The sequence below is a fragment of the Synechococcus sp. RS9907 genome (genome assembly GCF_014279615.1).
Taxonomy (GTDB): Bacteria; Cyanobacteriota; Cyanobacteriia; order PCC-6307; family Cyanobiaceae; genus Parasynechococcus.
Genome location: NZ_CP047944.1, coordinates 611,510 through 626,434 on the forward strand (window position 1 = coordinate 611,510; position 14,925 = coordinate 626,434).

Sequence of the window (14,925 nt, forward strand, 5' to 3'; positions counted from 1 at the left end):
CGATGTGAAGGGCAGAGTGAGCGCGATCTGGGAGTTCTGGGCCCCTTTTCTGTTCACGGTTTCGCTGTATCTCCTGCTTCGGCAGTTCGCCTTTGAAGCCCGCTACATCCCTTCGGGATCAATGCTGCCGGGTCTTCAGGTGGGCGACAAGTTGATCGTCGAGAAGCTGTCCTACCGCTCCCGACCTCCTCAGCGGGGGGAGATCGTTGTGTTCAATTCCCCCAGTGCCTTTGATCCTGTGTGGAAATTAGAGGGTGGGCAACCCAATCCACTGAAGTGCGGCTTCGTTACCTTCCCGGGCATCAGCTGGGTTGTGGATCGTGTGCTGTTGCAGCGTTATCCCGAATGTGAGGCCTGGATCAAACGGGTGGTGGGTGTCCCTGGTGATGTCGTGGAGGTGAACAGCCGTGGTGCCGTAAGCATCAACGGCACGGCCTTCAAGGAGCCCTACGTCACCAACTTCTGCTCCGATCGAGACGGAATGATTGGCTGCAAGGGCCTCTACGCCGTGGTCCCCGAAGGCAACGTTGTTGTTCTGGGCGACAACCGCCGCAACAGCCAGGATGCCCGTCGTTGGCCAGGCGGCCCGTTTTTGCCAGACGATCAGATCATTGGCCGTGCCGTCTTCCGCTTTTGGCCCCCTTCGCGCATCGGTTCGCTCAGCAATTGAGGCCACAGGCCACAACGCGTCCCTGAAGCTCGCGGCCCAGCCAGGGAATGTTGGCGGCACGCGGTGCACCGGGGGTGTTGCTGCTGATGGTCCAGCGTTGATCCGGATCGAACAGCAGCCAGCGCCGGCTGCCCTGCTCAAGCTGTTCAGGGGGCTGGTCGATCAGAGCCGAAGGCCCAAAGCTGAGGGCCTGCCAAAGATCTTCCGCGGTCCAGCGGCCCGGCCGCACCAGGGCATTCCACAGCGCAGCAAGCACCACATGGTGGCCGCTGAGGCCTGCGGGGCGCTGATCGCCCGGCAACAGCATGTCCTCAGCATCCAGAGGAACAGCATGCACAGCCAAGGCAGTGATCGTTTGCTGCTGAACGGCCTGGATCAACTGCTCGCGATCGTCCGGACCACCGAGGGAGGGGCAGACGCGCCAGCCCGGATCGCTGCTGGCCAGCATGCTGCGGTCGGTGAGGAGATGCCACCAGCTCACGCTGCTCAGGGGCGGGAACTCGCAGGCTGAAAGCTGCTGCACCGCTGCTGCTGTGGAGAGGTTCATCAGCCGCAGCTGTCGTTCCGGATGGCGTTGATGCAGCAGCAGCAACTGGCTGAGGGGAACGGTCTCGCTGGTGATTGGATCCGCTGGCCACCCGGCCCGCAGCGTCTCCACGCCTTCCCGCACCAGACCCTCCCCCTGCAGCGTGGGATCCCGGGGTGCCACGAGCACTGGGCATCCCCCCATTTCTCCGAGCAGCAGTCCCCGTTCCAGCAACGGGGTTGGAACCATGGCGTCATCGTCCGCCAGTCCGATGGCACCGTGTTCGAGAAGATCGCCGTGGGGGGCGAGTTCATCCGCCTTGCCGCCGCGGCTGAAGCCTCCCCAAAGGTGCAGACGAACCGTTGCTGTTTGATCCTGCTCGAGGCTGAATCCCTGGAGCCGCTCCGGACAATCGCGCCAGCTGCTGCTGCGGGGAAGCAGGCCAATCTGGCCATAGCCCCCTGCGGCGGCACAGTGGCGCAGGCTCACGGCTGTTTCTTGATCCCCACTGAAGGGGGTCTCAAGGATGGAATGGGGATCCACCAGGCAGGGGGCGACCAGTTGATCCGGTGCTGGGCTGGCCTTGATGCTCAGGCCCTGGGCCTGCTGCCGGGCCTCGTCGTCAAAGCCGACGAGAACCCCCTGGTGGATCAGGACTGCACCGAGCTGCACTGAATGTCCGGGGCCACGCAGGACGCGCACCGGATCCAGCAGCAAGGTGTCGTTCATGACGTCAGAGAGCGCCTGCTGCCGTGCGGTCAATCACGCTTCCGAAGTGGGAGGTGAGGTTGAGGCAGGTCACCACTGCAGGCTGGCCTGGATCGGCGGCGATGTCGACCACCGTGACACCACCGTTGCCTTGTTTGACGGCCCAGATGTCGGCCGGGGTCAGTCCCAACAGGTCACAGAGGATCGTTTTGTTGACGGCGTCGTGGGCCACCACCAGCACCGTTTCCTCGGGCTTCAGCTCGCCAGCGATCTCCCCCCAGCTCCGGACGGAACGGGCCCACACGTCCTGAATGGTTTCCCCTTCAGGCATCTGCACGGTTTCCGGCGCCCGTTTCCAGGTGTCCAGCAGCTCCGACCAGTCCTCTCTGATTTCGGATTCGAGCTTGCCTTCCCAGACTCCGTGTCCGATCTCCACCAGTCCGTCGATCTGGGTCAGGGGCACATCGGGATGCGCCTCGAGAATGATCTGGGCCGTTTCGGTTGGGCGCGACAGCGTGCTGCTCCAGGCCCGATCGATGGGGATGTCTTTGAGGAAATCGCGGGCGGCCGCGGCTTGACGGCGACCGTTCTCATTCAGCGGAATATCGATCTGCCCCTGGAAGCGCCCGGCTTTGTTCCAGTCGGTTTCGCCGTGGCGCACCAAAATCAGCCTGGCGTTTTTGCCCTTCTCCGGCAGCGGTTGCAGGTGTGTGGTGCTGTTCAGGCATTCGATCTGCACCTGGGGGCCGTTGTCTCCCGGCCGGATGTTGAAGATCGAAAGGGAAGTGTTGTCGACGCGGAGACGCCGGAAGCCGTGGTCGGGTTCCCCCAGCAGCACCAGCATCAGGCAGCGCAGGATGGCGTTGTGGGCCACCACCAGCACCGTGTCGTTGCCGGTGGCGGGATGGCGCTCCAACAGCGTGCTGATGAAGCCCCGCGCCTGTTCCATCAGCTCAGGCAGTGGCTTGTAGCTCGAACCATCACGGCGCTGGAGCTCCAGCTCCATGGGCCGCTGCTTCCAGATCTTGTAGGCCTCCGTTGAGCCTTGCATCAGCTCGTCGATGGTCTGGCCGGACCAGGGCTCAAGATCCACTTCCAGCAGTCCGTCATCAAAGACTGGATCTGGGGCCTGGCCGCCTTGGGTCTCCAGCAGGCTCGCCGTCGTCGCAGCCGCCCGCTGCAGGGGGGAGCTGTAGACGGCCTGGATGCTCACGTCCTGAAGCGAGCGGCCCAGGGCCCGGGCCTGCTCATGCCCCTCCTCGCTGAGGTTCGAGAGATCATCGCGGCCCTGGATCCGCCGTTCCTTGTTGAAACTGCTGAGACCGTGGCGGACCAGAAGAAGACGAAGGGGCACGGTTCAGCGTCAGGGCGCGGCCATCGTATGGAAGCGTCCTTTCGGGGGGACAATCGTGGGCAGTTGACGCCCGCTGGTGCCCAGTTCCCCACAACCGGTTTCCCCGCGCTGGAAGGGACTTCTGGCGGCCTTGTCCCTCGCTTTGGCCGGTTTCATCTGGTTGTCGGGCTTGATGGACAGCCTCTCGCGACCTTCGGTGGCACCGGCCCTGAGCCTTCAGCAGCAGGAGCTGACGCTTCTGGCTGAACCAGCGGTGCCTCCTCCGTTGCGGGACGCTCTCCTGGGGGAGTCGCCGCGGGATGCGCTGCTCAAGGCCCTGGAGGGCATCAGCCCAGAGGAGCGCAATGAGCGGCAGCAACAGATGCTTCTGCTGTTGCAGGGCCAAGGTTCCGCATCAGCGGAGCTCGATCGCCAAGGCGACGACCCGTTGCTCCAGCAGTTGCATTGCGAAGCGGGCGCCTCTGACCCGACGCTCTGCATCGATGCTGCAGCCGCGGGGCAAGCGGCGTTCCGTTTGGCCGTCAGCACGGTGCTGCCCCTGGTGACGGCCCTGCTCGGTGGACTGTTGCTGCTTGGTCAGGCCTGGCGTCTGCTGCGAGGTCGGCTGATGGCCTGGTCCGATGTTCAGGGGCCGGAGCTGACCCTGGTTGATATGGCCCTGCTGGTGGCCGGTGGCTTTGTGGTGATCAGTGCCGTTGGCGTTCCGCTGGTGGCGTTCCCGTTGGTGGGTGCACTGACGGCGGGGCTGGGCAGTCCTCGTCGTGAAGCCGTCAGTGTGGTGATCAACTACGGCGTGATGGCACTGCCGAGCCTGCTGATCCTCTGGCGGCAACTGCGTTCGTTGCCCCAGGAGAGGGCACCACTGGGGGGATGGATGCAGTGGCGCGTGCGTCCGCTGCTTTCAGCTCTGCGGGATGCCCTGGCGGGCTGGTTGATGGTGACGCCGGTGGTGATGCTCACGGGGTGGTTGCTTGTGCGCCTGGTCGGTGATCCAGGGGGCAGCAATCCCCTGTTGGAGTTGGTGCTTGGCAGCCGTGATCCGCTTGCCCTGGCCTTGCTTGCCCTCACTGCGGTTGTGCTGGCGCCGCTGTTCGAGGAAACGATTTTCCGCGGTGCCTTGCTGCCGGTGTTGGCGATGCGACTTGGTCCCCTCCCCGGGGTCCTGCTCAGTGGCCTGTTGTTTGCCATGGCCCACATCAGTGTTGGCGAGTTGGCGCCGCTCACGGTGTTGGGGGTTGGGCTCGGTTTGGTGCGGCTGCGCAGCGGACGCCTGTGGCCTTCGGTGCTGATGCATGGGCTGTGGAACGCCGTGACGTTCCTGAACCTGCTGCTGCTCTGAACCTTGCCCCGCCTTTCTGCAGGTGGTTCACTGGCCTATTCGCCTGTGATCCCGGTGGTTGCCGCTCCGGAACAGCGTGCATCGACCACGGCTTTCGAGCTGATTCAAGGTTCACTGTCCTCCGGACGCATTGCACGACGCTCGCCTCTTCTTGGGGGACTCCATCGCCTGATGGACGGCACGCTGCTGGGATTGATTGCGGCGGTTGCCGTTCTGGCTGGTCTCACGCTGCACTGGCAGCATCGCTGGACTGTGGCCTTCCGCCTGCTGGAGGCAACCCGAACCCAGGCGCACCGGTTGACGGAATCAACCGCTGTGATGGAACAGCATCTGTTGCTGCGGTCTCAGCAGCCCAACCGCCTGGTGCCAACGCAGGTGGCCAATCTTGTTCATCTTGATCGCCCTGATCTGGGCGCGTTGCAAGCCTCCGCCTCCTCGCCCATGGCATCGCTTGAGGCCCTGGGGAATCAGCCCATCCGGGCGGGGTACTGATGACACGGGTTTCAGGGCGTCGACCCATCCGTTCGCGCCGCTCCCGCGCGCGGGTCGTTCCCCTGACCCAGGTCCCCCCCAAGCGGCTCTGGATCATTTTCTGGATCCTGGCGGCAGGCTTGCTGGGGCTGGTGGGTCGCATGGCCTGGCTGCAGTTGGTGCAAGCCCCCGACCTGGAGCAGCGTGCCCGTCAGCTGCAAACCCAGCGCACCCAACCCTTGGGGCAACGCCGTCCGATTGTTGATCGCACCGGCCGTTTGGTCGCGATGGATGAAAAGCGGTTCCGGCTCTGGGCCCATCCCCGCTACTTCAACATGCCGGGAGATGCCCCCAACCTCGTTCGCCCTGCCGAAGATGTGGCGGCGGTGTTGGCCGATCCCTTGGCTCGTCCTGCGCCTGCGCTGCTGAGGGCCATGGGAACCCAGGCCTCGGGGATCAAATTGGCTGAGGAGCTGGATCCCGAAACGGCCGATCGCATCCGGGCCCTTGGAATCAGCGGCTTGGATCTGGAGGCCTATCCCCAGCGGGTGTACCCCCAGGCGTCGTTGTTCGCGAACGTGGTGGGCTTTCTCAATGCGGAGCGGCAACCTCAAGCGGGTCTTGAGCAGAGCCGTGATGGGGATCTGGCTCGCCATGAGCAAACCCGATACCTCCGCCGGGGTGCTGATGGCACGCCATTGCCGGCCAACCTCGCCCCGGGAGCCTTCTATGGCGATGATTTACGCCTGCAGCTGACGCTGGATTCCAGGCTTCAGCAGGTGGCCCTCAAAGCTCTTGCGGAGCAGGTTGCCAAGTGGAAAGCCCAGAAGGGCGCCGCAATCGTGATGGATGCCACCAACGGTGAGTTGTTGGTGCTGGCATCGACACCCACCTATGACCCCAACCGCTACTGGGACTTCCCCACGGGGCGGTTTCGTGAATGGTCTGTTCAGGATCTCTATGAACCAGGCTCAACGTTCAAGCCGATCAACCTGGCTCTGGCCCTCCAGGACGGTGCCATTCAGGCCACGGATCGGGTCAATGATGTGGGCAAGTTGATGGTTGGTGGTTGGCCGATCAACAACCACGACAAAAAAGCCCATGGTTTGGTGGATTTCGCCACCGTGCTGCAGGTGTCAAGCAACGTCGGCATGGTCCAGGCCATGCGCCGTCTCGACGACGACGCCTACTGGAACTGGATGGAGCGTCTTGGCATCAATCAGCGTCCTGACACCGACCTCCCTGGAGCGGTTGCTGGTCAGCTCAAGAGCAAGAAGCAGTTCACCAGTCAGCCGATCGAGCCGGCGACGACGGCCTTTGGTCAGGGGTTTTCGCTCACACCGCTCAAGCTGGTGCAGCTCCACGGGATGCTGGCCAACGGTGGCAAGTTGATCAGTCCCCACATCACCCGTGGCTTCCGCTCGGGTGATGCCTTGGCTCCGGCGGCGGCACCCAGTGGTCAGCAGTTGCTGAACCCGGAGGTCACGCGCACGGTGCTCCAGTGGATGGAATCTGTGGTGGATCAGGGCAGTGGCAAGGGTGTGAAAACACCCGGCTACCGAATTGGTGGCAAAACAGGAACGGCGCAGAAGGCCCTGAATGGGGTCTATCTCCCAGGAGCAAAGATCTGCAGCTTTGTGGCGACCTTGCCGATCGAGAATCCCCGTTACGTGGTGTTTGTGGTGGTGGATGAGCCCCAAGGTGAACACGCCTATGGCTCCACCGTGGCCGTTCCTGTCGCCAAACAGATCATTGATGCCTTGCTGGTTGTGGAGCGCATTGCCCCCTCAAAACCTGCTGAATTGAACAAGCTTTTGAACAGCTGACGCATCAAAAAGCGCGGCTACGTTACGGGTATTGAGCCGTCGTACATCATGGCCAGCCTGCTCGATCAGCTTTCCCAAATGACCGTGGTCGTTGCCGACACGGGTGATCTGGAGGCGATCCGCAAGTTCACCCCTCGGGATGCCACCACCAACCCGTCGTTGATCCTGGCTGCTGCACAGATTCCGGCTTATCAGAGCTTGATTGATGAGGCTTTGCGGTCGTCGCGCAAGTTGATGGGCAGCGATGCAGCGGTGGAAGACGTGGTGCGCGAAGCGCTCGATGAGATCAGTGTGATCTTCGGCAAAGAGATTCTCAAGATTGTTCCCCGTCGAGTGTCAACGGAGGTGGATGCTCGCCTGAGTTTTGACACCGACGCCACGATTGAAAAAGGGCGCAAGCTGATTCGTCTGTACAACGATGCCGGCATCAGCAACGATCGGGTTCTGATCAAAATTGCCTCCACCTGGGAAGGCATCAAAGCCGCCGAGGTGCTGGAGAAAGAGGGGATTCACTGCAACCTCACCCTCCTGTTTGGTTTCGGTCAGGCCGTTGCCTGTGCCGAAGCCGGCGTCACTTTGATCTCCCCCTTCGTGGGGCGCATCCTGGATTGGTACAAGGCTGAAACCGGGCGCGACTCCTACCCCGGCCCTGAGGATCCGGGTGTGATTTCGGTGACCAAGATCTTCAACTACTACAAGACCCACGGCTACGGCACGGAGGTGATGGGGGCGAGCTTCCGCAACATTGATGAGATCACCGAGTTGGCCGGTTGTGATCTGCTCACGATTTCACCGAAGTTGTTGGATCAGCTCCGTGAGACTGATGCTGTGCTGACCCAGAAATTGGATGCCACCCATCCCACCGATGGCGAAGCCAAGATCCACGTCGATCGCGCCACCTTTGATGCGCTGATGCAGGACGATCGGATGGCCAGCGACAAACTCACCGAGGGCATTAAAGGCTTCAGCAAAGCCATTGAAACGCTGGAGCATCAACTGGCCCATCGTCTGGCTGAACTGGAGGGTGGATCCGCCTTCCGCCATGCCGTTTCCGAGATCTTCATGCTCAACGACATGAACGGCGATGGCTCGATCACCCGCGACGAATGGCTCGGCAGTGATGCCATCTTTGATGCCCTCGATCAGGACCACGACGGCCTGATCTCTCAGGAGGACGTGCGCCAAGGCTTTGGCGCAGCTCTGACGCTGACCTCTGTCTGAGTCGAGTTGGTTCCATGCATGCGCTCGACACCATGCGTGCTTTGGCCAGCAAGGCCGAAGTGATTCATCTCAACCAGGGTGACGTGCTGTTTCGTACCGGCGAAACCGGCACCTGCATGTATGGCCTGCTGGAGGGATCGGTGCGGCTCACCTGGATCGATTCAGCAGGCCATGAGGGACATGAAGACATCCCTGTGGGTCATGTGTTCGGCGCAGGGGCCTTGGTGATGGAGGACCATCAGCGTCTGAGCACCGCCACGGCCACCAGTGATTGCCGTTTGATTGCCATGAACCGCGACAAGTTCCTGTTTGCGGTTCAGGAGACGCCGATGTTCGCAGTGCAACTCCTCGCATCGATTGATGCCCGTTTGCGGGACATCAAGTTGGCCGACGGATGATCGATGGGCGGGGCGATTTTTAAAGCGAAAACGGCATAATTGCTCAACTTTTGAGTCTGGCTTGGTGCACAGCCGTCCCCTGCGTCTGGCGCTGCAGTTGGGTTTTTTCCAGCTCAGCATGGGGATTCTCGGCGTCCTGATCCTGGGACTTCTGAATCGTCTGTTGATTCAAGACATTCAGGTCCCGGCGGTGCTGGCGGCTGTTGCCGTTGGTGGTCAGCAGTTGATGGGGTTCACCCGCGCCTGGTTCGGCCATCGTTCCGATCGCATCCCCATCAGCCGGCTACGGCGCACGCCTTTCATAATCAGCAGCACTGTGGCGATTGCCCTGTTATTCGGTGTTGCCTGCCAACTGGTGCTGCGCTTGGCCACCAGCATGGAGGCCTCCGGCGGTGAGCTGAATGCGCTGCTGATGGGTTTGTTGATCCTGGTTTTTGTTGGGATCGGCACCGCGATTGCCGCGGGTGGCACTGCGTTTTCAGCCTTGATTGCGGATCGCACCACGGAAGCCGAACGGCCGCGGGTGCTGTCGGTGGTTTGGGGGATGCGTCTCCTGGGGGTGTTGCTGGGAAGTGTTCTGGTGAATCAGGTGTTCGGCAGTGCCTGTGCGGCTGGTGCCAGCAGAACTGCGGTGCTGACTGGTTTGGAGCGTCTGTCGCTGGTGACGCCGCTGCTGTTGCTGGGGCTTGGGGTGGTGTCGGTCTTCGGCATGGAGCGCCGCACCACAGGCTTGATCCTGACTGCCGGGCAGGCCCCCCCCGATGTCCCCCAGCGGTTGGCTTTGCCCCAGTTGTTGTTGCAACTCCGCAACCTCCCCCAGGCCGGCCGCTTCCTCGGGGTGCTGTGCCTGTTCACCTTCAGCATGTTCCTCAATGATGCGGTGCTTGAGCCCTATGGCGCCGCCGTCTTTGGCATGAGTGTTTGTGCCACCACATCGCTGAATGTGTTGATTGCCCTGGGCTTCTTTGCTGGCCTGGGTCTGAGTGGCTTCTGCTTGATTGAGCGTGCCGGCAACATCAGAACGGCCCGGGTGGGTGCAGTGTTGGCTGCTTTGGCGTTGCTGTTGATGCTTTGGGCCGGTTCTGGCCAGTCCATCCTCCTGTTGCGGACAGCCGTTGGTTTGTTTGGCCTGTCGATTGGGGTGTGCATGAATGCCTGCCTCACCTTGATGTTCAGCTTTGTGCAGCCCGGCCGCACCGGCTTTCTGCTTGGTGTTTGGGGGGCGGGATATGCCTATTCCTGCGGCCTGGCCACCATCAGTGGAGGCGGGCTGCTCACCTTGCTCAAAGCCTGGAACGGAGGTGATTTGTTTGCTGCCTATGGCGGCGTGTTCGGCCTGCAGATGGTTTGTTTCCTCGCTGCCGCGTTGATGACGCGCCGTTTGGATGTGGTGGGTTTCCGCAACACGGTGAAAACCCGCTTTTCCGATGTCATGGACATGGCAGTGGATTGAAGCTTGGCTGGAGCTCCGGATCCACTAGAACCGTGTCCCTTCCATTGCAGTGAATGGCAGCGCTGCAGATCGTTTGGTTCAAGCGTGATCTGCGCATCGTTGATCACCGGCCCCTGGCGGCTGCTGTTGAGCGTGGTCTGGTGCTACCGCTGTATGTGGTGGAGCCGGAGTTGTGGCGGCAGCCCGATGCCTCCGAGCGGCAGTGGATGTTTTGCCGGGAGTCGCTGCTCGAGTTGCGCCAGGCCCTAGCGGATCGGGGCCAACCCTTGGTGGTTCGTGCTGGGGATGTGGTGCAGGTGCTGGAACGGGCCCGTCGTCAGTTCGGCATCGATGGGCTGTGGAGCCATGAGGAAACCGGCAACGGCTGGACGTATCAGCGCGACAAACGCGTTGGCGCCTGGGCTCGTCGGCACGGCATCGCCTGGACGGAAATCCCGCAGTTCGGGGTGACGCGCCGGATGCGCAGCCGCAATGGCTGGGCCAAACGCTGGGAGGTTCAGATGACGGAGCCAATCACACCCGTGCCAGCTGCATTGCAATCGCTGGAGGACATTGATCCCGGAGTGATCCCGGAGCGCCCCTGTTCAGAGCTGCTTTTGGATGCATGTCTGCAGCGTCAGATCGGAGGGCGTTCGATCGGTCTGGAGGAGTTGAACGACTTTTTGCAGCACCGTTCCCAGCGTTATCAACGGTCGATGTCGAGCCCCAACACGGCCTTCAAGGGTTGTTCTCGGCTTTCGACCTATCTCACCTGGGGTTGTCTCTCGATGCGGGAAGTGCTGCAGACCAGCCGCACCCACAGCGGTCGGGGCGTCAGCAGCTTTGAATCACGGCTGCACTGGCACTGCCATTTCATTCAGAAGCTGGAGGATCAGCCGGCGATTGAATTCAGCGATTTCCATCCGTTCATGCGGGGCATTCGCGCAGCGGACGCCGAGCGCTTGACGGCCTGGCGCGAAGGTCGCACTGGCGTCCCCTTTGTGGATGCCTGCATGCGCGCCTTGCGAGCCCATGGCTGGATCAACTTCCGCATGCGGGCGATGTTGATGTCTTTTGCCAGCTACAACCTTTGGCTGCCCTGGCGAGACAGTGGCCTGCATCTGGCCCGTCAGTTTGTGGATTACGAACCGGGGATTCACTGGAGCCAATGCCAGATGCAATCGGGCAGCACCTCGATCAACACGATTCGGATCTACAACCCGATCAAGCAGGGCATGGACCACGACCCCCAGGGGCTGTTCATCCGTCAGTGGTGCCCTGAACTCAAGGATGTGCCCACGATTCACATCCATGAGCCTTGGATGCTGGGTGGTGGCATGCCAGCACCGATCGTTGATGTCACCGCATCGATGCAGGACGCTAAAGATCGCATCTGGGAGATTCGCCGATCAGCCGGTTTTGATCGCCATGCCGATGCGATTCAGCGCAAGCATGGCTCCCGCAAGGCGGGGTTGAAGCCAACAACGGCTCGCCGCCGCCGGCGCCCACCACAGCAGCCCGACAACGGCAGCCAGCAGCTCAGCCTCGGTTTTTAATTGCGCTGCAGCAGCAGCCGTTTGATCACCCGTTGGGCGATGTCGCCATAGCCCATCTCCCCGGAGAGGATCTGAGCAATTCGCCGTGGTGCGGTGGGCCGCTTGATCCCCAGCTGATACCCCACACCGGGGAAGCGATAGAACACTTGGGCAATGCGCCGGCCCCAGGCCATCGACTCACCCCAGCGCTCCCGCATGCTTCGGCTATAGCCCCGCAGATCCTTGCTGTCGCCCTTGAGCCATAGGTTCAGATGTCGAGCCGCCTCGCAGCCACTCATCAGGGCTGGGCGCAGCCCTTCCGCCAGAAAGGGGTCGCACAGCGATGCCGCATCGCCCACCACCACAATGCCGTTGCCATCAAGACGGTGATGGCCGTTCCACACCCGTAGTTGGCCGCGCTGACGGATGCCTGCATCGGCGGCGAAGCCCAGATCCGGCAACAGCTGAGCCAGCACCTGCTCCGGGTCGGCGTCCTGCTTGCCGATGAAGCTGCCCACACCAATGTTCACACCACCGGCGAGGGGAAAGGCCCAGGCGAAGCCCTGTTTCACCAGGCCGAATTCAAAGCGTGTGGTGCCATCGCTGAGTTTGCCTTGCCCCTCGAGCCGTACCGACATGGTGGTGGCCATCTGGGGTTGTTTGGCCCCCAGGCCGAGCCGTTGGGGCCAAGGGGACCCCGAACCATCGGCGATCACCACGGCTCGCCCTTGCCAATGGCGTCCGTCGGTTGCCGTGACGTGCCAGACGTCTCCATGGCGTTGGATGTCATTGACTTCAACGCCTGTAAGGCGTTCCGCCCCAGCCTGAATGGCTTGGTCTGAAAGCAGCTGATCCAGCGTTTCCCGGCGCACAATCCAGAACGGTGCATCTCCGGGCAGCTCTGCCACCACTGGATCCTCCAGGCACCAACTGAAATCCACCTGCCGGATCACCTGCTCCACCGCTGGCTCCAAGGAAAAAGGGAACCACTGCTGAACTGAGGCCGCCATGCCACCTCCGCAGGGTTTGATCCGCGGCTCGGCGTCGCGCTCAAGCGTCAGAACCTCATGGCCAGCTAATGCGAGATGAACTGCCGCCGCACCGCCAGCGGCACCGGACCCAACGATCAGGACGTCGTGGGTGCGATCTGATTCGTTGCTCACACCTTGAGGATGTCGGCCTCCTTGGTGGCCAGGTGCTGTTCCAGTTCGGCGATGAACTTGTCGAGTGTTTTCTGAACGCCGTCCTGTTCGTCGCGGCTCTGGTCTTCGGAGAACTCGCCTTCTTTTTCCTGCTTCTTGATCTTGTCGATCGCATCGCGGCGCAGGTTGCGCAGGGCCACCTTGCCTTCTTCGGCGTACTTCGAGGCCAGCTTGCAGAACTCCTTGCGGCGCTCCTCGGTGAGGGGCGGCACATTGATGCGGATGATCTTGCCGTCGTTGTTGGGGGTGAAGCCCAGCTCACTCATTGCAATCGCCTTCTCGATGGAGGCCAGGGCGCTGATGTCGAACGGTTGGATCTGGATGGTCTGGGAGTCCGGGGTCGACAGGGTTGCCAGCGACTTCAGCGGTGTGTCAGCGCCGTAGTACTCCACGCTGATGCGATCCAGCAGCGAGGAATTGGCCCGGCCGGTACGGATCGTGTTGAAGTTGCGCTGGGTGGCCTCCACCGACTTGCGCATGCTGGCTTCGAGGTCCTGGGTCGACATGGTTGCTGAGGGAGGAGGCGTGCGAACTGGGTTGGCGTTGTTTAGGAGGGGTCGCCGATGCGGGACCCGATCGGTTCCCCGGCCACGGCTCTGCCGATGTTGCCAGGTTCAAACAGGTTGAAGACAACAATCGGGATGTTGTTGTCTTTGCAGAGGGCGATGGCGGTGCTGTCCATCACGCCCAGCTCGCCGCTGAGCACATCCTGATAGCTGAGCTGCGCGTGTTTCACCGCATCGGCGTGCTTGGCCGGGTCTTTGTCGTAAACCCCATCCACCTTGGTGGCCTTGAACACCACATCGGCATTGATTTCGGCGGCCCGCAGGGCAGCGGTGGTGTCGGTGGTGAAGAAGGGGTTGCCGCAACCGGCGCCGAACACCACCACCCGGTTTTTCTCCAGATGCCGGATCGCTTTGCGACGGATGTAAGGCTCCGCCACTTCCTGCATGGCGATGGCGGTCTGCACCCGGGTTGGAACACCGGCCCTCTCTAGCCCGTCTTGGAGGGTGATGGCGTTCATCACCGTGGCCAACATGCCGACGTAGTCAGCTGTGGCTCGTTCCATTCCCGCTGCAGACCCCTTCAGCCCGCGGAAGATGTTGCCGCCGCCCACGACGATCGCTAGCTGGGTGCCATTGGCGACCACCTTGGCCACATCGGAGGCAATCGACTGAACAATGGCGGGATCGATGCCATAGCCCTGAGATCCCATCAGAGCTTCGCCGCTGAGTTTCAGCAGGACGCGTGTGTAGGTCATCTACGGTCCAGATCCTTTCGACAGTAGCAAGCACTGGCACAAGCCTCTGATCGCCGCTTGGATGGGGAAACCGCGGCTGTTTGATGCCAGAGACCGATGCCACCCAAAGCGGTGTGATGGCCCGTCTCACGCTTTCAGCCCTGGAACGGGCCAGTCAGGATCCCGACTGTTGGCGTGAACCGGTGGTGCATCGCGCTCTGCTGGTGAGCGGGCTGTCGGTGCTCACCGCCGCCACCCGTCATCTTCAGGATGATCTCGAGGCGGCTGAAGCGGCCTGAGGCCGGCTGGTTCAACCCCTAAAACTCGATGCCCGCCTGGGCCTTCACCCCCTGTTCGCGGAAGGGGTGGTGCACCAGGGTCATCTCCGTCACCAGATCGGCCCGCTCCACCAGCTCGGCTGGTGCACCCCTGCCGGTCACCGCCACGTGGGTGAGCTCCGGTCGCTCGTTCAATCCGGCGATCACCGCACCGGCCTCGATGTAGCCCAGTTTCAAGGCCACGTTCAGCTCGTCGAGCAGCACCAATTTCACGCTGGCATCGCGCAGATAGCCCAGGGCCGTCTGCCAGGCCGCCTCCACCAGTTGCTGATCCCGCTCTCGGTTCTGGGTTTCCCAGGTGAAGCCTTCCCCCAGGGCATGCCAGCTCACCTGCTCACCGAAGGCCTGCAGTGCCCGTGCTTCGCCAGGCTCCCAGCCCCCCTTGATGAACTGAACAATCGCCACCCGCTCGCCATGGCCAAGGGTGCGCAGCACCAGCCCAAGCCCGGCGGTGGTTTTTCCCTTGCCCTGACCGGTGAACACCAGCACCAGCCCCTTCTCCTTGTTGCGTTCCTCTACCCGTTGCTTCTGCACCTGCTGGCGCCGCTCCATCCGTTTGCGGTAACCGGCATCGTCGGTTTCTGGGGCGAGCTTGCCCCCCATGCCCAGTTCCGCGGCGGATTGATCGAGGTCGTTGGTGCTCATGGGGAGAGGGGGTGTTGGTT

At 62.2% G+C, this 14,925-nt stretch carries 15 protein-coding genes; 9 read left to right on the forward strand and 6 right to left on the reverse strand.

Going from position 1 to position 14,925, the window contains the following annotated elements; translation table 11 throughout:
- The first annotated feature begins 4 nt into the window (after positions 1-4).
- Positions 5-670, forward strand: coding sequence for a signal peptidase I (gene lepB / locus SynRS9907_RS03395; RefSeq protein ID WP_188022340.1), 666 nt, complete (start codon positions 5-7; stop codon positions 668-670).
- Here lepB and SynRS9907_RS03400 read toward each other — a convergent pair.
- The gene (locus SynRS9907_RS03400; protein ID WP_188021815.1) at positions 660-1,925 is read right to left on the reverse strand and encodes a dihydroorotase; all 1,266 of its coding nucleotides are present in this window, start codon (positions 1,923-1,925) and stop codon (positions 660-662) included. The genes lepB and SynRS9907_RS03400 overlap by 11 nt on opposite strands.
- A gap of 4 nt (positions 1,926-1,929) precedes the next feature.
- Entirely contained in the window at positions 1,930-3,258 is a 1,329-nt protein-coding gene (locus SynRS9907_RS03405; RefSeq protein WP_188021816.1) for a histidine phosphatase family protein, read from the reverse strand.
- A gap of 76 nt (positions 3,259-3,334) precedes the next feature.
- Here SynRS9907_RS03405 and SynRS9907_RS03410 point away from each other — a divergent pair, with 76 nt between their 5' ends.
- The 7 genes from SynRS9907_RS03410 (at position 3,335) to SynRS9907_RS03440 (ending at position 11,501) form a co-directional block, all read left to right on the forward strand.
- The gene (locus SynRS9907_RS03410) at positions 3,335-4,597 is read left to right on the forward strand and encodes a CPBP family intramembrane glutamic endopeptidase (RefSeq protein WP_188021817.1); all 1,263 of its coding nucleotides are present in this window, start codon (positions 3,335-3,337) and stop codon (positions 4,595-4,597) included.
- A 3-nt stretch (positions 4,598-4,600) separates the two neighbouring features.
- The gene (locus tag SynRS9907_RS03415; protein WP_370586620.1) at positions 4,601-5,089 is read left to right on the forward strand and encodes a hypothetical protein; all 489 of its coding nucleotides are present in this window, start codon (positions 4,601-4,603) and stop codon (positions 5,087-5,089) included.
- Positions 5,089-6,894, forward strand: coding sequence for a penicillin-binding protein 2 (locus SynRS9907_RS03420; protein ID WP_188021818.1), 1,806 nt, complete (start codon positions 5,089-5,091; stop codon positions 6,892-6,894). Before SynRS9907_RS03415 ends, SynRS9907_RS03420 begins: the two co-directional genes overlap by 1 nt.
- Before the next feature lie 48 nt (positions 6,895-6,942).
- On the forward strand, positions 6,943-8,115 hold the full coding sequence (locus tag SynRS9907_RS03425; RefSeq protein WP_114987958.1) for a transaldolase: 1,173 nt from the start codon (positions 6,943-6,945) through the stop codon (positions 8,113-8,115).
- 14 nt (positions 8,116-8,129) lie between these two features.
- Positions 8,130-8,513: a cyclic nucleotide-binding domain-containing protein gene (locus SynRS9907_RS03430; RefSeq protein ID WP_115132113.1), complete on the forward strand. Its 384-nt coding sequence runs from the start codon at positions 8,130-8,132 to the stop codon at positions 8,511-8,513.
- 64 nt (positions 8,514-8,577) lie between these two features.
- Complete coding sequence (locus tag SynRS9907_RS03435; protein WP_188021819.1) at positions 8,578-9,966, forward strand: MFS transporter; 1,389 nt, start codon at positions 8,578-8,580, stop codon at positions 9,964-9,966.
- Positions 9,967-10,019: 53 nt separating this feature from the next.
- On the forward strand, positions 10,020-11,501 hold the full coding sequence (locus SynRS9907_RS03440; RefSeq protein ID WP_188021820.1) for a deoxyribodipyrimidine photo-lyase: 1,482 nt from the start codon (positions 10,020-10,022) through the stop codon (positions 11,499-11,501).
- On the opposite strand, the gene SynRS9907_RS03445 is transcribed toward SynRS9907_RS03440, so the two are convergent.
- Genes SynRS9907_RS03445 through pyrH form a run of 3 tightly spaced genes read right to left on the reverse strand, consistent with a single transcriptional unit; the run spans position 11,498 to position 13,943 of the window.
- Positions 11,498-12,643, reverse strand: coding sequence for an NAD(P)/FAD-dependent oxidoreductase (locus SynRS9907_RS03445; RefSeq protein WP_188021821.1), 1,146 nt, complete (start codon positions 12,641-12,643; stop codon positions 11,498-11,500). The genes SynRS9907_RS03440 and SynRS9907_RS03445 overlap by 4 nt on opposite strands.
- Complete coding sequence (frr, locus tag SynRS9907_RS03450; RefSeq protein WP_115008676.1) at positions 12,640-13,188, reverse strand: ribosome recycling factor; 549 nt, start codon at positions 13,186-13,188, stop codon at positions 12,640-12,642. The genes SynRS9907_RS03445 and frr overlap by 4 nt, the downstream gene beginning before the upstream one ends.
- A gap of 41 nt (positions 13,189-13,229) precedes the next feature.
- On the reverse strand, positions 13,230-13,943 hold the full coding sequence (pyrH, locus tag SynRS9907_RS03455; protein ID WP_115008677.1) for a UMP kinase: 714 nt from the start codon (positions 13,941-13,943) through the stop codon (positions 13,230-13,232).
- Positions 13,944-14,026: 83 nt separating this feature from the next.
- On the opposite strand from pyrH, the gene SynRS9907_RS03460 reads away from it, so the two are divergent.
- Positions 14,027-14,221: a hypothetical protein gene (locus SynRS9907_RS03460; RefSeq protein ID WP_114988539.1), complete on the forward strand. Its 195-nt coding sequence runs from the start codon at positions 14,027-14,029 to the stop codon at positions 14,219-14,221.
- An 18-nt stretch (positions 14,222-14,239) separates the two neighbouring features.
- On the opposite strand, the gene cobO is transcribed toward SynRS9907_RS03460, so the two are convergent.
- Positions 14,240-14,905 carry a cob(I)yrinic acid a,c-diamide adenosyltransferase gene (gene cobO, locus SynRS9907_RS03465; protein WP_188021822.1) on the reverse strand — a complete coding sequence of 222 codons (666 nt, stop codon included), beginning with the start codon at positions 14,903-14,905 and terminating at the stop codon, positions 14,240-14,242.
- Between the last annotated feature and the right edge of the window lie 20 nt (positions 14,906-14,925).

Bases quoted from the DNA above. Each gene is read 5' to 3' on its own strand.
- SynRS9907_RS03400 (WP_188021815.1), bottom strand. From the start codon at position 1,925: ATGAACGACACCTTGCTGCTGGATCCGGTGCGCGTCCTGCGTGGCCCC.
- SynRS9907_RS03425 (WP_114987958.1), top strand. From the start codon at position 6,943: ATGGCCAGCCTGCTCGATCAGCTTTCCCAAATGACCGTGGTCGTTGCC.
- SynRS9907_RS03460 (WP_114988539.1), top strand. From the start codon at position 14,027: ATGCCAGAGACCGATGCCACCCAAAGCGGTGTGATGGCCCGTCTCACG.
- cobO (WP_188021822.1), bottom strand. From the start codon at position 14,905: ATGAGCACCAACGACCTCGATCAATCCGCCGCGGAACTGGGCATGGGG.
- frr (WP_115008676.1), bottom strand. From the start codon at position 13,188: ATGTCGACCCAGGACCTCGAAGCCAGCATGCGCAAGTCGGTGGAGGCC.
- SynRS9907_RS03440 (WP_188021820.1), top strand. From the start codon at position 10,020: ATGGCAGCGCTGCAGATCGTTTGGTTCAAGCGTGATCTGCGCATCGTT.
- SynRS9907_RS03430 (WP_115132113.1), top strand. From the start codon at position 8,130: ATGCATGCGCTCGACACCATGCGTGCTTTGGCCAGCAAGGCCGAAGTG.
- SynRS9907_RS03420 (WP_188021818.1), top strand. From the start codon at position 5,089: ATGACACGGGTTTCAGGGCGTCGACCCATCCGTTCGCGCCGCTCCCGC.
- pyrH (WP_115008677.1), bottom strand. From the start codon at position 13,943: ATGACCTACACACGCGTCCTGCTGAAACTCAGCGGCGAAGCTCTGATG.